The sequence below is a fragment of the Promicromonospora sp. NFX87 genome (assembly GCF_048564965.1).
Classification (GTDB): domain Bacteria; phylum Actinomycetota; class Actinomycetes; order Actinomycetales; family Cellulomonadaceae; genus Promicromonospora.
This window is the reverse complement of record NZ_CP183413.1, coordinates 2,373,658-2,388,332: the sequence shown is the minus strand read 5'-3', so window position 1 is coordinate 2,388,332 and position 14,675 is coordinate 2,373,658. Positions and strand designations below refer to the sequence as shown.

The following is a 14,675-nucleotide window of genomic DNA, read 5'->3' as shown; positions in this document are numbered from 1 at the left end:
GTCACGCGAATAGTAGTCCGTGCCGCTGGGACGCCCGCGTGCGGGGCCTCCTACGTATCCTGTGAGCACGATGTCACTCGAACCACCCAAGAAGCTGAGAAGGGATGCGGCAGAGAACGCCGAGCGCATCATGGCTGCCGCACTACGAGCCGGACTCGCCGAGGGCAAGTTCGTCCCCCTCGCGCAGATCGCCGCCGACGCGGGTGTGGGGGTCGGCACCCTCTACCGCCGCTACCCCAACCGCGAAGCGCTCCTCGAGGCAATGGCGGTGCGCGCCTACCGGCTGATCCTCGCGGAAGCGGAGGACGCCCTGGTCTCCGGCGAGACAGGTCACGACGCGATCGGCCGGTACCTGCGCCAGTCGTTCGTCCATCGCGACGAGCTCGTGCTCCCCCTCCACGGTGCCCCCATGACCGAGGGAACCGAGTCCGCCGAGCTCCGCAAGCGAATGCAGCAGACCATGAGCGCCATCATCGAGCGGGGCCACGGCGACGGCAGCGTTCGCCAGGACGTGACCGCCGGGACCGTCGTCCGGTTCGGCGCGATGCTCGCTCAGCCGATGTCGAACGTCCCGCACTGGGAGACGGCCGCCGCGGAGCAGAGGTCGGTGTTCCTGCGCGGCATCGCCCCCGGGTCCGACTAGGACCCGTCCTGTTCCCGTCCCTTGCGCGCTTCCGCCTCGACCACCTGGACGCACCTCGTGAGGGCGGCCACCATGTACCGGCGCCAGAGGGGAGCGAACGGTCCGGCGAGAATCCAGCGACGGCCCGGAAGCGGCTTGAACTCGTAGGTCCACCGGATGAGGGTGCCGTCTCCGTCGGGGTTGAAGTTCCACTCCCCTCGGATGCCGGTCGCGAGACGCGACAGGACGTTCGTGAACCCCGTGAGCTGGTACGCGAAGCTCGAGCCCTCCGTGTACTCGGTCAGCTGCTCGTCGGCCTGCGAGCCGTCCTCGAACTGCGGGTTCCTGGTCGGACCGACGTGATCCCAGGCTTCGGTCTGGTTCTCGACGCCACTGACGCCGGGGAACGGTGCCACCCGGTGAAAGACGCTCGGGAGGTCGATGGGGACGATCAGCCGGAACGCCTCGGCGGGCCCGACCGAGGTGCGCTGCTGGACCGTGACGGGGACCGTGCGGTCGCCGGGCTCGACGAGAAGCGCGATCACGGGGGCCGGGGTTCCGCGGTCGCCCTTCGTCACGTCCGGGCTCTGGTCGGTCATCGTGGTTCTCCTGTTCGGGATCGGTTACTTCGCCGGCTCGTGCCGCCGCTGCGTGGCCAGCCACGACCGTAGGTCACTGACGTCCGCTACCAGCGAGCGTGACCGTGCCAGGTCAGCCTGGTACGAGGACCCTCCGGCGAACCATCGGAACATCGCCTTGAGGTCTTCGTCGTCGCCGAGGTACTCGAGCGGGATGGTCTCGAACCGCGCCGGCACCCCGAGGGTCTCGCCGGCCTGGGCGGCGACGACGTCGAGGGTGAGCTCGTCGCCCGCGACCTCGATCGCGCGGCCGTCGATGGTGCTCGGCTCGAGAAGAAGCCGGGCGGCGGCGCGGCCGATGTCCCGCACGGCGATCATCTGCATCGGCACGTCGCCCGGCATCGGCATGCGGATCACGATCTCGCCGTCCTGGTCGGGCGTGAGCTGCGCGGCCAGGTTCTCCATGAAGAAGGTGGGACGCAGGATCGTGGCCGGCACGAGGGCGTCCAGCCGCTGCTCCACGGCGAACTTGCTCTCGAAGTGGGGAATGCCCGTCTTGCGTTCGGCGCCGCCCACCGAGGAGTAGACGACGTGGGGAACGTTCGCCCGCGCGGCGGCGTCGGCGACGGCGTGCCCCCGTCGCACCTCGCCTGCCGGACCCTCCGGGCCCTCGAACGTCGTCATGTAGAAGAGGGAGGCGACGCCGGCGAGCCCGTCGGCGAGCGACCTGCTGTCCTCCTGGTCCGCCCGCACCACGTCGGCGCCGGCCGCACGCAGCGCCCGGGCCGCGGAGGAGCCGGGATCGCGAACGAGCGCGCGGACGGGGACGTCGGCGTCGGCGTCGTGCAGGGCGTCGATGACGCTGCGGCCTTGCTGGCCGGTCGCGCCGATGACGGCGATGGGAAGTCGTGGTGCGGAGGTCATCTCATGTCCATTCACAAGTCGTCAGGTGCGAAGACGGATCAGCGGGCGTCGGGGACGGCGACGACCTTGCCGCGCAGCTCGCCGACGGCGGCCTGGGCGTGGATCGCGGGGAGGTCGCTCAGCGGGACGCGCCGCGCGACGTCGACGGTGAGCTCGCCGCTGTCGACCAGGGCGACCAGCTGGGCCAGCTCGTCGACGTCGGCGCGGACGAAGATCCCGGCGGCCCGCACCCCGCGCTCGTCGTCGCTGGGCGTGGGCATCCACGCGGTCGTCGATGCCACGACGCCGCCGTCACGAACGAGGGCGACGAGAGCCGTGAACTCGTCCGGGCTGATGGGTGCCAGGTTGAGCAGGACGTCGACGGGCGCGCTCACCGAGCCGAGGACGGTGGAGGCCGTGTGGTCGATGACCTCGTCAGCACCAGCAGTCGTGACGGCGTCACGGCTGCGGGGGCTCGCCGTGGCGATGACGTAGGCACCGGCCCGCTTGGCGAGCTGGACCGCGTACCCGCCCACCGATCCACCGGCGCCGGTGATCAGCACCCGCTGACCGTCCTTGAGCCCGGCCTCGTCGAAGAGCGCCTGCCAGGCGGTGAGCGCCACGGACGGCAGCGCGGCCGCGTCGGCGAGGTCGATGCTGGTCGGCGCCTTCACGAGGACGCCGGCGGGGGCGACCACGTACTCCGCCGCGGAGCCGTCGTCGGTCATCGGGAGGAAGCCGACGACCGCGTCGCCGACCTGGAACCCGGTCACGCCGTCGCCGATCGCGTCGACGGTGCCGGAGACGTCGTAGCCGGGCACGTGCGGCAGCGTCACCGGGATCGGCAGGAGGCCGCCCCGGATGCCGTTGTCGGCCGGGTTGAACGCGGAGCCCGCCACGCGGACGAGCACCTGGCCCGCACCGGCGACGGGCCGGTCGGTGTCCTCGTAGCGCAGGACCTCGGGGGAACCGGTCTGGTGGAAACGTACTGCCTTCATGATGACCTTCTCTCGGTTGTTGCTTCGGATTCGAAGCATCTGGTGAGACCGTAGCACTGCTTCAAGTTCGTAGCAAGTACTTTGAGTTCGCAGCAACACGTAGACTGCGGGCATGGCAGATTCCGCTCGCTCCTTCGACCCCACCGAGCTAGGCGCCTACTTCGCGCTCATCGAGGTGAGCAGCCTCTTGCGACATGCGGTCGAGCAGCAGCTCCGGGAGGCCGGCGACCTCAGCTACGTGCAGTTCCAGCTCCTGGCCCGGCTCGGCGACTCGCCCGACGGGAGCCATCGCATGACCGACCTGGCCGACGGTGTCGTCTACAGCCGCAGCGGCCTCACCTACCAGGCCCAGTCGCTCGAGCAGCGCGGGCTCGTCACGCGCGCACCGTCACCCGACGACGAGCGCAGCACGACGGTCACGATCACCCAGCAGGGCAGGGACACCCTCACGAAGGTGTTCCCCGGCCATATCGCCGTGCTCGACGGGCTGCTGTTCGAGCCCCTGGCGCGCGAAGACGTCGAGGTCCTGGCCGACGTGCTGGGCCGGGTCCGCGACCACATGCGCGCGGCACCCCCGCGGTCCGCGGCGCCGCGCAGGCGCAAGACGAGCTGACCTCCACACCCTGCCTGCAACCGCGATCGAGGAGCATGCGGCGAGCCTAGCGCATAAGCGGACGATTTCGTCCGCTTACTTCCAGCAAGTGTTCTGGCGCGCGCAGACCCGCGCCTTGACCGCACGCCCCCGCTCCGGCAGAGTTCGCGATGTTAGCGCTCACAATTTCGATGACAAAGGAGTCATCCCGTGCCGTCACCCTTTGCCGTCCCGCTGGCCAGGCTGCGCCGCCGGGCCCTCGCGGCCGGGACCGCCGCCCTCATGGCGCTCGTCCTCGTGCCCGCCGCTCCGGCGTCCGCCCAGTTCATCGACGTGCCCAATCCGATAGTGCAGCAGCGCGCCGACACGGCGATCTACAAGCACACCGACGGCTACTACTACATGACGGCGTCCGTGCCGGACTACAAGCGCGTCGAGCTGCGCCGGTCGCAGACCCTCGCGGGCCTCGGCTCGGCCACCCCGGTCACCGCGTTCACCGCGCCGTCCAGCGGCAACCTGAGCGGCTGGATCTGGGCGCCCGACATCCAGTACGTCGACGGCGCCTGGTACATGTACTTCTCGGCGTCACCCGACTCGTCGCGGTTCGCGCAGCGGCTGTACTCCATCCGCAACACGTCGGCGAACCCGACGACCGGCACCTGGTCGGCGCCGCAGCGCATGACGACGGGCTGGGACTCGTTCCAGCTCGACCCGGCGTCGTTCACCCTGAACGGCACGCGGTACTTCGCGTGGGCGCAGGACAGCCCCAGCACCAGCTACAACAGCCACATGTACCTGGCGCGGATGACCTCGCCGACGACCATCGACACCGCCTCCGCCATCGAGATCGCGCGGCCCACCCACTCCTGGGAGATGGAGGGCGTCGCCGGCGTGGTCGAGGGGCCGTCGCCGATCGTGAAGAACGGCCGCGTCTTCATCGCGTACTCGGCGTCCGCCACCGACTCCCGGTACAAGCTCGGCCTGGTGTCCGCCTCGGCGTCGGCCAACCTGCTGTCCGCGTCGTCGTGGTCCAAGCGGGCGACGCCCGTCTTCCAGACGGCGAACGGCGTCCACGGGCCGGGGCACGGAAGCTTCACGGTCGCGGAGGACGGCGTGACCGACATCCTCGTCTACCACGCCCGCGACTACGCGACGCCGAACCCGGACGCCCTGACCGACCCCAACCGGCACACCCGCGTCCAGCAGCTGTACTGGGCGGCGGACGGCTACCCGTTCTTCGGCCAGCCGCAGGCGACCGGCTCCGGGCAGCCGGGCATCCGCGGGCGGCACAGCGACAAGTGCGTCGACGACTACGAGTGGAACACCGCCGACGGCGCCCCGGTCCGGCTCTACACGTGCAGTACCGCGGCCGCGCAGAAGTGGGAGCTCAGCTACGCCGGCGGCTACTACCGCATCAAGAACCTCCATGCTTCCAAGTGCCTGGACAACCTGAACGGTTCGGCGGCACTCAACGCCGACGTCGGCCTGTGGACCTGCAACGGCAGCACCGACCAGGACTGGTCGATCGTCGACCAGGGCAACGGCTGGTTCTCCCTGCGCAACCGGACCAGCGGGACCTGCCTCGACAACTACCAGTGGGACGCCGCCAACGGCGCGCGTCTGTCGCTGTACACCTGCAACGGCCTCGACGCCCAGCTCTGGCGCCGCGGCTGATCCGCGAATCGTCCAGGTAAGAGCAGAGCATCGTCCCTTCAGCGGCCGCCTGGGCCGACCTAGGGTCGTGCCATGCTCACCGTCGAGTCCATGCCCGATCCGGACGCCACTGACCCGCAGATATTGCCCGAGGGACCCGCGGCCGTCGACCTGTCGGGTCAGTGGCGCTGCGCCCTGGACCCGGACGCCGTGGGCGAGCTCGAGCAGTGGTTCCGCACCGCGCTGCCCGAGGGCTCCCCGGCGGTCGCTCTCCCGGGCTCGATCCAGCACCAGGGCCTCGGAGACCCCGTCGGGCTCGACACCCCGTGGACCGGCAGCATCGTCGACCGCTCGTACTTCACCGACGAGCGCTACGCCCCGTACCGCGAGCCGGACAACATCGCGGTGCCGTTCTGGCTCCAGCCGCGCGTCTACTTCCGCGGTGCCGCCTGGTTCCAGCGCGAGGTGGAGGTTCCCGCGGACTGGGCGGGACGCGACGTCGTGCTGTCGCTGGAGCGGGTCCACTGGGAGTCGACGGTCTGGCTGGACGAGCGACAGGTCGGGTCCGAGCGCAGCCTCACGACCGCGCACCGGTTCGACGTCGGCCGCCTCTCCCCCGGCCGGCACCTGCTCACCATCCGCGTGGACAACCGCACGGTGGTCGACGTCGGGCCGAACGCGCACAGCATCTCCGACCACACGCAGGGCAACTGGAACGGGATCGTCGGCGCGCTCACCCTCGCCACGCTGCCGGAGGTGACGATCCGGCGCGTGCGGGTCGTGCCCGACGTCGCGGCCAGGTCCGCGCTGGTCAAGGTCGACATCGCCGCGGGCAGCGGCGGCGCGGGGACCGGCAGCATCCGCGTCACCGCACGGCGCTTCAACGTCCCCGGGGAGCAAGAGGCCGGGCCGGTGAGCGTCGCCTTCGAGGCCGAGCACAGCCGCGACCTGGCCGAACGCGGCCTCACCGCCGGCGGCACGCACGTAGACGTGCTGCTCCCGCTGGGCGACGACGCACTGACCTGGGACGAGTTCCGGCCGGCGCTGTACGAGCTGACCGTCGAGCTGGTCACCGACGTCCGCGGCAGCGAGCACCGGCACACCGCCCGTACGGTGTTCGGCCTGCGCGAGGTCGGCGTCCAGGACACCCAGGTGACGATCAACGGCCGCCGGACGTTCATCCGCGGCACCCTCGAGTCGTGCGTCTTCCCGCTGACGGGCTACCCGCCCACCGACGTCGGCTCGTGGCGCCGCATCATCGCCGTCTGCCAGGCCCACGGGCTGAACCTGCTGCGCTTCCACTCCTGGTGCCCGCCGGAGGCGGCGTTCGTGGCCGCCGACGAGGCGGGCTTCTACGTGCAGGTGGAGGGCCCGGTCTGGGCAAACCAGGGCGCCGCGCTCGGCGAGGGCCGCCCCGTCGACGCGTTCCTGCACGAGGAGACCCGCCGCATCCTCGACGCCTACGGCAACCACCCCTCCTTCGTCATGATGGCGCATGGCAACGAGCCCGGCGGGCGGGACGCCGAGTTCCTCGCGTCGTGGGTCAACGCCTGGCGGACGTACGACCCCCGGCGCCTGTACACGAGCGGCGCCGGCTGGCCGGCCATCACCGAGAACGACTTCGACAACATCTCGGAACCGCGCGCGCACCGGTGGGGCGAGGGGCTGGAGTCGCGGCTCAACGGCCGCCCGCCCGAGACCGAGTCCGACTACCGCGAGTGGGTGCTGTCGCGTCCCCGCCCGATCATCAGCCACGAGATCGGCCAGTGGTGCGCCTACCCCGACTTCGCCGAGACGTCGAGGTACACGGGGCTCATGGAGCCCAAGAACTTCGGCATCTTCGCCGACTTCCTCCGCGAGGCCGGCATGGCCGACCAGGCCGAGGCGTTCCTCCACGCCTCCGGCCGCCTCCAGCTGCTCTGCTACAAGGAGGACATCGAGGCGGCGCTGCGGACCGAGGGGTTCGGCGGCTTCCACCTGCTCGGCCTGAGCGACTTCCCCGGTCAGGGCACCGCCCTGGTCGGCGTGCTCAACCCGTTCTGGGAGTCGAAGGGCTACAGCACGGCGGAGGAGTTCGCGCGCTTCTGCGGGCCGACCGTCCCGCTGGCACGGCTGCCGCGCAGGGTCTGGACCGCGGACCAGGAGATCGAGTTCGAGGTCCAGGTCGCGCACTTCGGCCCGACGGCGCTCGACGCCGACGTGGGCTGGCGCCTCCTGGATGCCGATGGCGCGGAGCTCGGCAGCGGCGTCGTCGCCCGGAGTGCGCACATCCCGATCGGCAACGGCACCCGGTTCGGCCCCGTGGTCGTGCCCGCGGGTCTCGTCTCGGCGCCCGCGCAGGTGCGGCTCGTCGTCTCCGTGGCGGATGCCACCGGCGCCATCTACCAGAACGACTGGGACCTGTGGGTGTACCCGGACGCCGACCACAAGGCGCCCGACGCCGTCCTGGTCACCACCGAGATCGGCGAGGCGCTCGAACAGGCCGGGGACGGCGGCACCGTGCTGCTGGAGCTCGCACCCGAGAGCATCGGGAACGACGTCGCCCTGGGATTCACCCCCGCGTTCTGGAACACCGCGTGGACCGAGGGCCAGGCGCCCCACACCCTCGGCGTCCTGCACGACCCGGCGCACCCGGTGTTCCGCCACTTCCCCACCGACGGCACCACCGACTGGCAGTGGTGGGAGCTGCTGCACGGCGCCAAGGCGATGCTGCTCGACCAGCTCCCGCAGCGCCTGCGACCGCTCGTGCAGCCCATCGACACATGGTTCGAGGCGCGCCGGCTCGGCGTGCTGTTCGAGGCGAACCTCGGCGCGGGAAAGATCGTGGTGAGCTCGCTCAATCTCGATCCCACTGGCGACCGGGCCGCCGCCCGCCAGCTCCGGCACAGCCTGCTGGAGTACATGGCGGGCGACGACTTCGCGCCCACTGAGCGGATCGAGGCGAACGACCTGATGAGCGTCCTGCGCTGACACCCTCGGCCTTGGTTACGACCAAGACCTCCACCCATGGCTCGGCCATGTCAGCGATCCGGTACTGGCTCACGTTCAAAAGGCTTCAGGCGGCCGTAACCCCCGGGGTTATGGCCGTCCGGAGCGTTATGGTCGCCTGGAGCCTGGGGCCGTCAGACCGGTCCATGTGCACCCGCTGGAGTTCGAGATCGGTCGCGTGCATCCGACCGGTCTCGCGGCACCACGCCTGATGAGGCGAACTTCGGACGCAGGACACCAGTGTGCCGGTGTTGCTGGTCCGTGACCGCACTCCGGGTTGACGGTCTCGACCTCGACAGCCCGCGCCGCACCCGCCGATTGACATCCGCGCGATCCGCTCGTACCTTCGTGGAATCGGTTCCATGGAATCGGTTCCATGAACTCGTCCCTCCCGACAAGCGACGTCGGGCCACGAGTGCGGCAAGGAGGCTGTGAATGCGTGCGGTGACCATCCATGACGTGGCGGCCGAGGCAGGTGTGTCGGCGGCGACCGCGTCGCGCGTGCTGTCGGGGCACCCGGCCACGTCCGAGGAGTCGCGCACCCGCGTGACCGAGGCGGCCCGCAGGCTCGGCTTCCGGCCGAACGCGCAGGCGCGATCGCTGCGCAAGAACCACACCAACACGATCGGTCTGCTCCTGTCGGACGTGCGCAACCCCTTCTTCGCGGACATCGCGCACAACGCCGAGCAGCACGCGCTCGAGTCCGGGATCGCGACCCTCCTGTGCAACGCGAACGAGAGCACGGAGCAGCAGGACCTGTACCTCGACCTTCTCCTGTCGCAGCGGGTCGCGGGCATCATCGTCGCCCCCCAGGGCGACGGGGCCGGCTCGCTGCGCGAGGTCCTCACGCTCGGGGTGCCGGTGGTGTTCGTGGACCGCACGATCGACGGGGTCGACGTCCCGAGCGTCACCTCGGACAACCGCTCCGGCATCACCGGCGCGGTCGCTCACCTGGCCGGCCTCGGGCACCACCGCATCGGGCTCGTCGCCGGGCCCCAGGAGACGTCGACGGGCCGCGAGCGCCTCGAGGCGTTCCGGCAGGCGGTCGCGGACCACGGCCTGGACGACGACGCCGGGCTGGTGCACCTGGGCGACTTCCAGGTGACCAGTGGTGTACGGGCCGCGAACCAGCTCCTGGACCTGCCCCACCCGCCCACGGCGGTCCTCGCCGCGGACTCGCTGATGACGTTCGGCGTGCTGGAGGTGCTGCGCGAACGGGGTATCCGGGTGGGCAGCGACCTGTCGGTCGTCGGGTACGACGACGTCGCGGCGTTCCGCTGGTTCAGCCCGCAGCTCACCGTCGTCGCGCACGATCCCGCGCGCATGGGCGCCCTCGCTGTCGATCTGATCCGTGACGTCCTGGACGGCCGCCCGGCTCAGTCGGTCGTCCTGGAGTCGTCGCTGGTCGTGCGCGAGTCCACCGGGCCGGCTCCTCAAGCGGGTCCTGTCCCCCACCCCGCAGGAAGGCAGTGATGACCGCGGATCCGGTGCTCTCGTTGGAGCACGTCACGAAGAAGTTCGGCCCGGTCACCGTGATCGACGGTGTCACGGTCCACGTCCGGCCCGGCCACGTCCAGGTCCTTCTCGGAGAGAACGGCGCCGGCAAGTCGACCCTCATCAAGATGATGGCGGGCATCTACCAGCCTGACGGCGGTCGTGTCGTCGTGGACGGCCGCCCGGTCGTGCTGTCCGACGTGCGCACCGCGGAGTCCCTCGGGATAGCGACGATCCATCAGGAGCTGAACCTCGTGCCGACGATGTCGGTGGCGGAGAACATCGTGCTCGGGCGGATGCCCTCCAGGGCGGGTCTGCTCGACCGCCGCGCTGTGCGGCGCACAGCGCGCGAGGCGCTCGACCGCATCGGGCTCGACCTCGATGTCGACACGCTGGTCGGCGATCTCGGTATCGCACGCCAGCAGCTCGTCGAGATCGCCAAGGCCCTCAGCACGAAGGCCCGCATCCTGATCCTCGACGAGCCGACGGCCGCTCTCACGGGCGACGAGACCGACGCGCTCTTCGGGGTCGTCGAGGAGCTGCGTGCGGCCGGCGTCGGGATGGTCTTCATCAGCCACCATCTGGAGGAGATCGGCCGGATCGGCGACTCCGTGAGCGTGCTGCGCGACGGCGCGCTGGTCGCGGAGGTACCGGCATCCACGGACGAGGACGAGCTCGTTCGTCTCATGGTGGGCCGGGACATCACCGACCACTACCCGCGGCGCCGGGACCACGACGGACCGGACGAGGTGCTGCTCCAGGTCGACGGGCTGAGCAGCGGCGACCGGCTGCGCGACATCAGCCTGACCGCGCGGGCCGGCGAGGTCGTCGGGATCGCGGGACTGGTCGGCGCCGGACGCACGGAGCTGCTGCGCGCGATCGCCGGGGCCGACCCCTATGACTCGGGAGAGGTGCGGGTAGCGGGCAGGCCGGTACCGCGCCGTGGCATCCCGGCGGCGATCTCCGCCGGCATCGGCCTGGTCCCGGAGGACCGCAAGGCGCAGGGCCTCGTGCTCGATGCGTCGGTGAACGAGAACATCGGGTACGCCACGCTCGGCAGCACCGCCCGCGCCGGCCTCGCGGACCGGCGCGGTCAGCGGGACCGGGCCCGCCAGATGGCGGAGCGGCTGCGCATCCGCATGAGCGGCATCGACCAGCCGGTCCGCGACCTGTCGGGCGGCAACCAGCAGAAGGCCGTGTTTGCCCGCTGGACGCTCGCCGGGTCCAGGGTCCTGCTGCTCGACGAGCCGACGCGCGGCGTCGACGTCGGTGCGCGGGTCGAGATCTACGAGGCCGTCAACGCCATCACCGCGGCGGGCGGGACCGTCGTGATGGTCTCGAGCGACCTGCCCGAGGTGCTCGGCATGAGCGACCGGGTCCTCGTGATGAGCGGCGGCCGCCTCGCCGGCGAGCTCTCCCGCGAGGACGCCACCCAGGACCGCGTCATGGCACTCGCCGTGCGCGACGTCGACCGCGACGCCGAAGACCACACGAACGCAGCGACCACAGAAGGAACGGACCGATGACCACCACGACCGCCGCACCGGCGAAGCAGCGCTCGGTGCGCTCCGCCCTCGGCTCCCTCCTGTCCGGCAACGGGGCCCTGGTCGGCCTCCTCGTGCTGTGCCTGGCCCTGTACATCGCCACGCCCGCGTTCCTGACCGGACCCAACCTCGTCAACATCGGGATCCAGGCGTCCACCATCGCGGTCCTGGCGTTCGGCATGACGTTCGTCATCGTGGCCGGCGGGATCGACCTGTCCGTCGGCTCGGTGGCCGCGCTGTCGGCGATGGCGTCGGCCTGGATCTTCACGTCGGCCGGCCTGCCCGGCTGGATGTCGATCGTCGCGGGCCTGGCGACCGGCGCGCTCGCCGGCGCCGTCAGCGGGCTCGGTGTCGCGTTCGGCCGCCTCCCCTCGTTCATCGCCACCCTGGCGATGCTGTCGGTGGCCCGCGGCCTGACCCTCGTCCTGTCCGACGGGCGGCCCATCGCCACGTCCCCCGAGGTGTCGTTCCTCGGCTCGCGCCTGGGTGGTGTACCGGTCCCGATCCTCGTGCTGGTCGTCACCGGCGTGATCGCGTCGTTCGTGCTCAACCGCACCGTCGTCGGACGAGAGATGTACGCCGTCGGCGGCAACGTGGAGGCCGCGCGGCTGTCCGGCATCCGGGTGCGCAAGGTCCTCGTGACCGTCTTCGCACTGGCCGGCGTCTATGCCGCGCTCGCGGGGATGCTGCTCGCCGGCCGGCTCAACTCGGCCCAGCCGCAGGCCGCCTCGGGCTACGAGCTCGACGCGATCGCCGCCGTCGTCATCGGCGGTGCCTCCCTCGCCGGCGGTGTCGGCAAGGTCTCGGGCACGCTCATCGGCGCACTGGTCCTGGCCGTCATCCGCAACGGCCTCAACCTCCTGAACGTGTCGTCGTTCTGGCAGCAGGTGGTCATCGGGCTCGTCATCGCGATCGCGGTCGGGATCGACGTGCTCCGCCGCAAGAACACGCGGCACTGACCCACCGCCCCTCCTGTCTTACCCGCAACACCCGCACCACCGTGCACCACCCTCGGCCCAAGGACGGGCCGCCGAAAGAAGGAGCCGAAGTTGAAGTTCTCGACCACCACGAAGGTCGTCACGTCCGTCGTGACGAGCCTTGTCCTCGCCACGACGCTGACCGCGTGCAACCGCGGCGGTGACGCAGCCTCCGGGCAGCAGTCCGTCACCCTCTCGCTGTCCACGCTCAGCAACCCGTTCTTCGTCGACGTGCGGGACGGCGCACAGGACGCGGCCGACGAGCTCGGCCTGACCCTCGACGTCGTCGACGCGCAGGACGACTCCGCCACGCAGGCCGACCAGGTGGCCAACGCCATCACCGGCGGCGCGGCCGGCGTCATCATCAACGCCGTCGACTCCGACGCCGCCGGCGCGGCCGTCGCCCCGGCCCTGTCCGACGACCTGCCCGTCATCGGCGTCGACCGTGCCGTCAACGGCGCCGACATCACCTCCCTCGTCTCCAGCGACAACGTCGCCGGTGGCAAGCAGGCCGCCGACGCGCTCGCCGCGGCGATCGGCGAGAAGGGCAAGGTCATCGTCCTGCAGGGAGTCGCGGGCACGTCCGCCAGCCGCGACCGTGGCCAGGGCTTCGCCGAGGGCATCGCGGCCTACCCGGACATCGAGGTCGTCGCCACGCAGACGGCGAACTTCGAGCGCGCCGAGGGGCTCGACGTCGCGACCAACCTGCTGCAGTCGAACCCCGACGCCGTCGGCATCTTCGCCGAGAACGACGAGATGGCGCTCGGTGCGATCCAGGCCCTGGGTGACCGGGCGGGCAGCGACGTCTTCGTGGTCGGCTTCGACGGCACCGACGACGGCCTCGCCGCGGTCGAGGCGGGCACGCTCGCCGCGACGATCGCGCAGCAGCCGGCAGAGCTCGGCAAGCAGGCGGTCGAGCTCATGAAGCAGGTGCTCGACGGCGAGCAGGTCGCCAAGGACACCCCCGTGCCCGTCCAGACCGTCACCGAGGACAACGTGACGGACTTCCTCAAGTGAGCCGGGTCGTCGTCGTCGGCTCCGTGAACGCCGACCTGCTCACCCAGGTGGCGGTCCACCCCGCCCCCGGGGAGACCGTCCTCGGACGGTCGATGTCCGTCCTGGCCGGCGGCAAGGGCGCGAACCAGGCGGTCGCGGCCGCCCGGCTCGGGGCCGAGGTCGCGTTCGTCGGGGCCGTCGGCGACGACTCGTTCGCCGGCCCGGCGACGGCCGGCCTGCGGGCCGCGGGCGTCGACCTGTCGGCGCTCGCCACGGTGGCCGGACCCACCGGCATCGCGCTCGTCACCGTGTCCGCCGACGGCGAGAACTCGATAGTCGTCATCTCGGGGGCCAACGCCGCCGTGGCGGCCGACACCGTGTCCGCGCACGCCGCGGCCGTCGCCGGGGCGGACGTCGTGGTGCTGCAGGGCGAGATCCCCCGCGCGGCCACCGAGACGGCCGCCCGGCTCGCGCGCGGCCGCGTGGTGCTCAACCTCGCGCCCGTGATCGAGCTCTCCGCCGACGTGGTCCGCCTCGCGGACCCCCTGGTGGTCAACGAGCACGAGGCCCGGCTCGCGCTGTCGCTGGTCGGCGGTCCGGACGTGCCCGACGACGACCACGCTGCGGCGGCGCGCGCGCTGACCTCCGCCGGGGTGACGTCCGTCGTCATCACCCTCGGTAGCGCGGGAGCCGTCGTCGCGACCCGCTCCGGCTCTACCGAGGGTGATGCGGAGGTCGCCGCGGTGCCCTCCCCGAAGGTCAGCGCCGTCGACACGACCGGCGCCGGCGACGCCTTCGTCGGTGCCCTCGCCTCCCGGCTCGCCGCCGGGGACGAGCTGCTCGACGCCGCCCGCCTCGCCGCCCGCGTCGGCGCGTACGCCGTCACGGGCGTCGGAGCGCAGTCCTCCTACCCCTCCTCGACCGACGCGCTGCCGGAGGTGCGATGACCCGCCGGCACGGCATCCTCAACCCGGCCCTGGCCGCGGGGCTGGCCCGGCTCGGGCACGGGCACCTGGTGGTCGTGGCCGACTACGGCCTCCCCCTCCCCCGCGAGGCGGACGTGGTCGACCTGACCCTCGTGCACGGCGTGCCACGCTTCACCCAGGTGCTCGACGCGCTGCTCGCCGAGATCGCCGTCGAGGGTTCCTTCGCCGCGGCGGAGAGCAGCGGGACCGACGTCGAGACCTGGCTGCGCGAGCGTGGCCTCACCCCCGACCTCCTGCCGCACGACGAGCTCAAGGCCCTGCTGCCGCAGGCGCGCCTCGTCGTCCGGACCGGCGAGGCGACACCGTACGCGAACGTCGTGCTGCACTGCGGCGTACCGTTCTGA

General features: G+C 71.4%; 13 protein-coding genes. 10 read left to right on the top strand and 3 right to left on the bottom strand.

Translation table 11 applies throughout. The features are described 5' to 3' along the window. Window positions 1-70: 70 nt before the first annotated feature. Window positions 71-643, top strand: coding sequence for a TetR/AcrR family transcriptional regulator (locus tag ACNYC2_RS10665; RefSeq protein ID WP_419706982.1), 573 nt, complete (start codon window positions 71-73; stop codon window positions 641-643). Here ACNYC2_RS10665 and ACNYC2_RS10660 read toward each other — a convergent pair. From ACNYC2_RS10660 to ACNYC2_RS10650, 3 genes are read right to left on the bottom strand one after another with little or no spacing between them, the layout of a single operon-like run. After that, window positions 640-1,221, bottom strand: coding sequence for an SRPBCC family protein (locus ACNYC2_RS10660; RefSeq protein WP_419706981.1), 582 nt, complete (start codon window positions 1,219-1,221; stop codon window positions 640-642). The two genes, ACNYC2_RS10665 and ACNYC2_RS10660, sit on opposite strands and share 4 nt — an antisense overlap. A 24-nt stretch (window positions 1,222-1,245) precedes the next feature. Continuing rightward, window positions 1,246-2,124, bottom strand: a complete 879-nt coding sequence (locus ACNYC2_RS10655; RefSeq protein WP_419706980.1) for an NmrA/HSCARG family protein — start codon at window positions 2,122-2,124, stop codon at window positions 1,246-1,248. Window positions 2,125-2,162: 38 nt separating this feature from the next. Further along, the gene (locus ACNYC2_RS10650; protein ID WP_419706979.1) at window positions 2,163-3,101 is read right to left on the bottom strand and encodes an NADP-dependent oxidoreductase; all 939 of its coding nucleotides are present in this window, start codon (window positions 3,099-3,101) and stop codon (window positions 2,163-2,165) included. A gap of 112 nt (window positions 3,102-3,213) precedes the next feature. On the opposite strand from ACNYC2_RS10650, the gene ACNYC2_RS10645 reads away from it, so the two are divergent. From ACNYC2_RS10645 to rbsD, 9 genes are all read left to right on the top strand, one after another. After that, complete coding sequence (locus ACNYC2_RS10645) at window positions 3,214-3,714, top strand: MarR family winged helix-turn-helix transcriptional regulator (protein ID WP_419706978.1); 501 nt, start codon at window positions 3,214-3,216, stop codon at window positions 3,712-3,714. Window positions 3,715-3,903: 189 nt separating this feature from the next. Continuing rightward, the gene (locus ACNYC2_RS10640) at window positions 3,904-5,367 is read left to right on the top strand and encodes a family 43 glycosylhydrolase (protein WP_419706977.1); all 1,464 of its coding nucleotides are present in this window, start codon (window positions 3,904-3,906) and stop codon (window positions 5,365-5,367) included. A gap of 72 nt (window positions 5,368-5,439) precedes the next feature. Beyond that, on the top strand, window positions 5,440-8,316 hold the full coding sequence (locus tag ACNYC2_RS10635) for a sugar-binding domain-containing protein (RefSeq protein WP_419706976.1): 2,877 nt from the start codon (window positions 5,440-5,442) through the stop codon (window positions 8,314-8,316). A 453-nt stretch (window positions 8,317-8,769) separates the two neighbouring features. Further along, complete coding sequence (locus ACNYC2_RS10630) at window positions 8,770-9,807, top strand: LacI family DNA-binding transcriptional regulator (RefSeq protein WP_419706975.1); 1,038 nt, start codon at window positions 8,770-8,772, stop codon at window positions 9,805-9,807. Further along, window positions 9,807-11,354 (top strand): sugar ABC transporter ATP-binding protein, encoded by a 1,548-nt coding sequence (locus ACNYC2_RS10625; RefSeq protein ID WP_419706974.1) that lies wholly within the window; start codon window positions 9,807-9,809, stop codon window positions 11,352-11,354. Before ACNYC2_RS10630 ends, ACNYC2_RS10625 begins: the two co-directional genes overlap by 1 nt. Next, complete coding sequence (locus ACNYC2_RS10620) at window positions 11,351-12,331, top strand: ABC transporter permease (RefSeq protein WP_419706973.1); 981 nt, start codon at window positions 11,351-11,353, stop codon at window positions 12,329-12,331. The genes ACNYC2_RS10625 and ACNYC2_RS10620 overlap by 4 nt, the downstream gene beginning before the upstream one ends. A gap of 90 nt (window positions 12,332-12,421) precedes the next feature. Then, window positions 12,422-13,366 (top strand): substrate-binding domain-containing protein, encoded by a 945-nt coding sequence (locus ACNYC2_RS10615; RefSeq protein WP_419706972.1) that lies wholly within the window; start codon window positions 12,422-12,424, stop codon window positions 13,364-13,366. Then, on the top strand, window positions 13,363-14,292 hold the full coding sequence (locus ACNYC2_RS10610; RefSeq protein WP_419706971.1) for a ribokinase: 930 nt from the start codon (window positions 13,363-13,365) through the stop codon (window positions 14,290-14,292). Before ACNYC2_RS10615 ends, ACNYC2_RS10610 begins: the two co-directional genes overlap by 4 nt. After that, window positions 14,289-14,675 (top strand): D-ribose pyranase, encoded by a 387-nt coding sequence (rbsD, locus tag ACNYC2_RS10605; RefSeq protein ID WP_419706970.1) that lies wholly within the window; start codon window positions 14,289-14,291, stop codon window positions 14,673-14,675. The genes ACNYC2_RS10610 and rbsD overlap by 4 nt, the downstream gene beginning before the upstream one ends.

Excerpts from the sequence above, each read along its gene's own strand:
- ACNYC2_RS10665 (WP_419706982.1), top strand. The coding sequence starts at position 71 with ATGTCACTCGAACCACCCAAGAAGCTGAGAAGGGATGCGGCAGAGAAC.
- ACNYC2_RS10660 (WP_419706981.1), bottom strand. The coding sequence starts at position 1,221 with ATGACCGACCAGAGCCCGGACGTGACGAAGGGCGACCGCGGAACCCCG.
- ACNYC2_RS10655 (WP_419706980.1), bottom strand. The coding sequence starts at position 2,124 with ATGACCTCCGCACCACGACTTCCCATCGCCGTCATCGGCGCGACCGGC.
- ACNYC2_RS10650 (WP_419706979.1), bottom strand. The coding sequence starts at position 3,101 with ATGAAGGCAGTACGTTTCCACCAGACCGGTTCCCCCGAGGTCCTGCGC.
- ACNYC2_RS10645 (WP_419706978.1), top strand. The coding sequence starts at position 3,214 with ATGGCAGATTCCGCTCGCTCCTTCGACCCCACCGAGCTAGGCGCCTAC.
- ACNYC2_RS10635 (WP_419706976.1), top strand. The coding sequence starts at position 5,440 with ATGCTCACCGTCGAGTCCATGCCCGATCCGGACGCCACTGACCCGCAG.
- ACNYC2_RS10630 (WP_419706975.1), top strand. The coding sequence starts at position 8,770 with ATGCGTGCGGTGACCATCCATGACGTGGCGGCCGAGGCAGGTGTGTCG.
- ACNYC2_RS10625 (WP_419706974.1), top strand. The coding sequence starts at position 9,807 with ATGACCGCGGATCCGGTGCTCTCGTTGGAGCACGTCACGAAGAAGTTC.
- ACNYC2_RS10620 (WP_419706973.1), top strand. The coding sequence starts at position 11,351 with ATGACCACCACGACCGCCGCACCGGCGAAGCAGCGCTCGGTGCGCTCC.
- rbsD (WP_419706970.1), top strand. The coding sequence starts at position 14,289 with ATGACCCGCCGGCACGGCATCCTCAACCCGGCCCTGGCCGCGGGGCTG.